Source organism: Achromobacter sp. (genome assembly GCF_036567245.1).
In the GTDB taxonomy this organism is placed as follows: Bacteria; Pseudomonadota; Gammaproteobacteria; order Burkholderiales; family Burkholderiaceae_B; genus Achromobacter.
The window spans coordinates 1-3545 of sequence record NZ_DATCUY010000519.1; the positions used below are offsets into that span (position 1 = coordinate 1).

The following is a 3545-nucleotide window of genomic DNA, read 5'->3' on the forward strand; positions in this document are numbered from 1 at the left end:
ATCGAAGTCAACCCTGACCCTGGACGACATCGCCGCAATCCGCATCTCGACCAAGAAGCTCGACGAGCTGTGCGCGGAATACCAGAAGTCCAAGCGGACGATCCAGCACATCCGCAAGGGCGAGACGTGGCGCGTGACCACCGGCCCATTCGCTGGCCTCGGCGCCAGAACCAGATCCCCATCCACCCTGGGAGCACCCGCATGAACAACCTGACGAAAATCGCAGCCCTCCCCACTGGAGGCGGCTGCCAATCTGCGCTGCGGCCGGAGGACAGGGGAGCGGAGCCGAAGCGGCGCATGGAACGGCTTCAGCTGTGCGGCGGGTTCATGGAGGTGTTGGCGCTGCCCGGCGATCAGATGGAAGCCGTGAGTGTCGAGCCCGGCGAATGGGCCAGCATCGGCGCTCGTCCCATGCTGACGGTGAACTTCCACGGCATTCCAATTGAGTTCGACGCGGAGCAGTTCAGAAGAGACTGGTGCGCGGATAACGAAAACCTGGTCGTCACGGCGCGGGCCTGGCCCGAGCTGTGCCGCGCCGATCTGAAAGGCGGTGGAGCTTGAAAATCATCGACCGCTACGCCAGCGCCATCCGTGCGTCGAGCCTCAAGCACGACGAGCGCAGCAGCCACGCCCCGACGGACGTCCTCGGCGCCTTCGGCATGGCCGACAAGCGGCTCTGCGAGAGGGATGAGGAACTGTCGGTCCCGCTCACGCGCCTGTTCTTGGGCGACAAAGCGGCATCGAAGGACGTCGTTCGCACCCTGACCAAGATGGCGCGCGGCAAGGCCCCGGCGCTGCGCACGCACATCACCACCGTCCAAGCCGAGGACATGGCCTGCGCCTGCCTGGCCTGGCACCGCGACAACGTCTGCAAGCCGTGCGGCGGGCACGGCCAGATGGTGATCAAGGGCAGCACCACCATCGGCGGCGCCATCTGCAAGGCCTGCCGCGGCACCGGCCAGATCCCGTTCGAGAAGCTGTTTCGCCACGACTGGCGCGAGCTGGCGCGCTGGCTGGTGTCCGAGATGGAGCGAGAGCAGGCGAAGGCCGGGCCGGCGGCGATGAAGGCGCTCGGGGCAAGTCTCAGCCTCGAATCCACTGGATGAATACCACTGGAACAACCAGAAACGTTGTGCTACAGTGCCGCCCACCTGTACAAAGTCGCTGTGTTGGCGACCAAGAAATATCGCAGGCCCGCCCTTGATGGCGGAGCCGACTCCGAAACAGGTGCATCAAGCCTGCGCTCTGGCAGGGACGTTCAAATCGCAAGACACGCCCTAGTAGCCAATAAGCCGGATAAAAGCCAAGAAGGTCCGGCACCCTGGCAGTTCGCAGACTTGATGGCGAATGCGCAGGTGCTGACTGCGCCAATCAGTGGAGCGAGAGATCACCCGGTGTAGCGATACAGTGCGGGTGTAGGGGCCGAGATGAGTATGGTTAGGCCCTGACGGTGATTTGGAAAACGAGGCGACACCACCAGCGCGCCTATCGCCCACATGCAGGAGATCATCGCCTGCCGTCATCAACTCACAAGCCGCCCAGATGAAAGTCTCGGCGGCTTCTTCGTTTTCGCCGTCATAGCTCAGCTGGTAGAGCGCCTCCCCTGTAAGGAGGATGTCGCAGGTTCGAATCCGTGCTGATGGCTCCAAGTTTCGGTGACAGCCGGCCGGGTGATGTCGAAGCGCTTCAACGCGCCGGGTCAGGTCTGACCCACAGGACCAAGCCCCGACCGCCGCCTGATGACAGCCAGACGCCATCCCACATATCCAGGACGCGCGCGGCCGAGGGCTTCCGAATTCAATCCCGAGCGCCTCCATCGGCATGCAGCCGTCTCTTCTGGCTGCCGTCTGCCGATAGCTCAACGCCAGTGCCTACCCGTGCGTCAACGGTGCACTCCCGACCGCCGCCGGCAGCCACCTCCCTGTCTTGTTTCCCAGGGATGCCGGCGGCGTGCCGGCCCCACAAGGAACAGCCCATGAGCTACTTCGCTGCCTCGCCTGTTCGCGAAACCACCGTCGAAGCTCGTGTGATCCGCGCCGACGGCACTGTCGAGGAGCTGGGGACGATCGCCTACTGGCATCGGTCGTGGTTCAAGCGCGCCGCCTGGCGCATCAAGCAACTCGCGCGCGGCCGGAAGCCGGGGCGCATCACTCAACGATAGGAGCGCACGATGGCCTTCGACCTCACCGTCTTCGCCGCCAAGGCGAAGGCATCGCTGGCAGTCGCCTCGACGCCCGCATTCACTCCCGACCCGGACAACGCTGCGGCGGTCGCGCAAGTCGCCGCCGCCATCGCTGACGCGCAGAAGCGCGCCGCGGTCCTGTCGATCTCCATCGCCGTGAGCGAGCGCGCCGCCGAACTCTGGTCGGGCATGGATGACACGCCGGCCGAGCGCCAAGCGCTTGCAGCCGCCGCCCAGACGCCGCTCGATCAGGCCGTCGATCTGCTGATCGCCGCCTATCTCACCACCGTCAAGGAGTAAGCCGTGGCCTTCGGAACTGCGACAATCTGCACCAACAGCGGCAAGGCAATCGCCGCCAAGCGCCACGTCGGCACCACGCCGTCGCAGGCGGAGCCCAACTACATCGGCATCGGCACGGGCGCCACGGGCGCCGCGCGCACGGCCGTCGCGGCCGACACCGCGCTGAGCACTGCCGTCGAATCGCGCGTGGCTGGCACCAGCAGCACCGTGACCACCACCGTGACGAACGACACCTACCAGACGGTGGGCACGATCACGGCCAGCGCCACGCGCGCAGTCGACGAGGCCGGAACGTTCGATGCCTCGGCGGCCGGGAACATGGACATCAGCGCCACCTTCGCGGTGGTCAATCTGGCGTCGGGCGACTCGCTTCAGTTGACCGTGAAAAAGGTCTTTGGTTAGCCATCAAGGCGCACGGCGCGCCTGAGACGACACGATGGCCCTCGTTCAGACGTCGAGCCCGCTGCGCACCCAGGGCGCGCTTGGAACTATCTCGCTTCCCAGCGTGGCTGCTGGGAACGCGCTGATCGTTGTTTGCAGCAACTTTGGCAGCGGGTTCACATCGGTCACGGGTAGCGTCAATGGCGCTTTCACGAAGGCCGTTGGGATCATCGACAACGGCAGCAACGCGGTTGAGGTCTGGTACAAGCTCAACACCTCGTCTGGATCGGAAACGATCTCCTTCGGCGTCACTAGTGCGACCGGTGACACGTACATCAGCGCCGATGCCATGGAGTGGAGCGGCGTCGCGACCAGCAGCGCCCTGGACCGCACCGGCACCGGAACCGATTCGCTGATGGCGACAGCATCGGCGGCCAACACGCAAGCCGCCGTGCTGGTGATTCATGCGACGGTGTGCGACACCGGGAATTCGGCTCTTGGGTGGGGCGTGCCGAGTGGCTACACGCTGGTCGACCGAGAAGCAGATTCCAACAACTTCACCGGCTACCAGGCGGCCTACAAGACCGTCTCCGCAACAGAGACCAGCACCGGGACGGCGACGAGCAGCGCACTGGCTGGATCGAACTTCGACAGCGTCATCGCGACGTTCAAGCTGGCCGGC

General features: G+C 65.0%; 7 protein-coding genes and 1 tRNA gene. All 8 read left to right on the forward strand.

Annotated elements, in window-relative coordinates; all coding sequences use genetic code 11:
- Positions 1 to 205: hypothetical protein (locus tag VIR09_RS21880; protein WP_332014762.1), on the forward strand; the 205-nt coding region annotated here is incomplete at its 5' end.
- Entirely contained in the window at positions 202 to 561 is a 360-nt protein-coding gene (locus VIR09_RS21885) for a hypothetical protein (protein ID WP_332014763.1), read from the forward strand. The genes VIR09_RS21880 and VIR09_RS21885, both read left to right, overlap by 4 nt.
- The gene (locus tag VIR09_RS21890; RefSeq protein WP_332014764.1) at positions 558 to 1106 is read left to right on the forward strand and encodes a hypothetical protein; all 549 of its coding nucleotides are present in this window, start codon (positions 558 to 560) and stop codon (positions 1104 to 1106) included. The genes VIR09_RS21885 and VIR09_RS21890 overlap by 4 nt, the downstream gene beginning before the upstream one ends.
- Before the next feature lie 465 nt (positions 1107 to 1571).
- Positions 1572 to 1648: transfer RNA gene (locus VIR09_RS21895), tRNA-Thr, on the forward strand.
- A 327-nt stretch (positions 1649 to 1975) separates the two neighbouring features.
- Positions 1976 to 2161, forward strand: a complete 186-nt coding sequence (locus VIR09_RS21900; protein ID WP_332014765.1) for a hypothetical protein — start codon at positions 1976 to 1978, stop codon at positions 2159 to 2161.
- 9 nt (positions 2162 to 2170) lie between these two features.
- Entirely contained in the window at positions 2171 to 2482 is a 312-nt protein-coding gene (locus VIR09_RS21905) for a hypothetical protein (RefSeq protein WP_332014766.1), read from the forward strand.
- A 3-nt stretch (positions 2483 to 2485) separates the two neighbouring features.
- Positions 2486 to 2884: a hypothetical protein gene (locus tag VIR09_RS21910; RefSeq protein WP_332014767.1), complete on the forward strand. Its 399-nt coding sequence runs from the start codon at positions 2486 to 2488 to the stop codon at positions 2882 to 2884.
- Positions 2885 to 2918: 34 nt separating this feature from the next.
- Positions 2919 to 3545, forward strand: a 627-nt coding sequence (locus tag VIR09_RS21915; RefSeq protein ID WP_332014768.1) for a hypothetical protein, incomplete at its 3' end; no start/stop codon positions are given.

Excerpts from the sequence above, each read along its gene's own strand:
- VIR09_RS21885 (WP_332014763.1), top strand. The coding sequence starts at position 202 with ATGAACAACCTGACGAAAATCGCAGCCCTCCCCACTGGAGGCGGCTGC.
- VIR09_RS21900 (WP_332014765.1), top strand. The coding sequence starts at position 1,976 with ATGAGCTACTTCGCTGCCTCGCCTGTTCGCGAAACCACCGTCGAAGCT.
- VIR09_RS21905 (WP_332014766.1), top strand. The coding sequence starts at position 2,171 with ATGGCCTTCGACCTCACCGTCTTCGCCGCCAAGGCGAAGGCATCGCTG.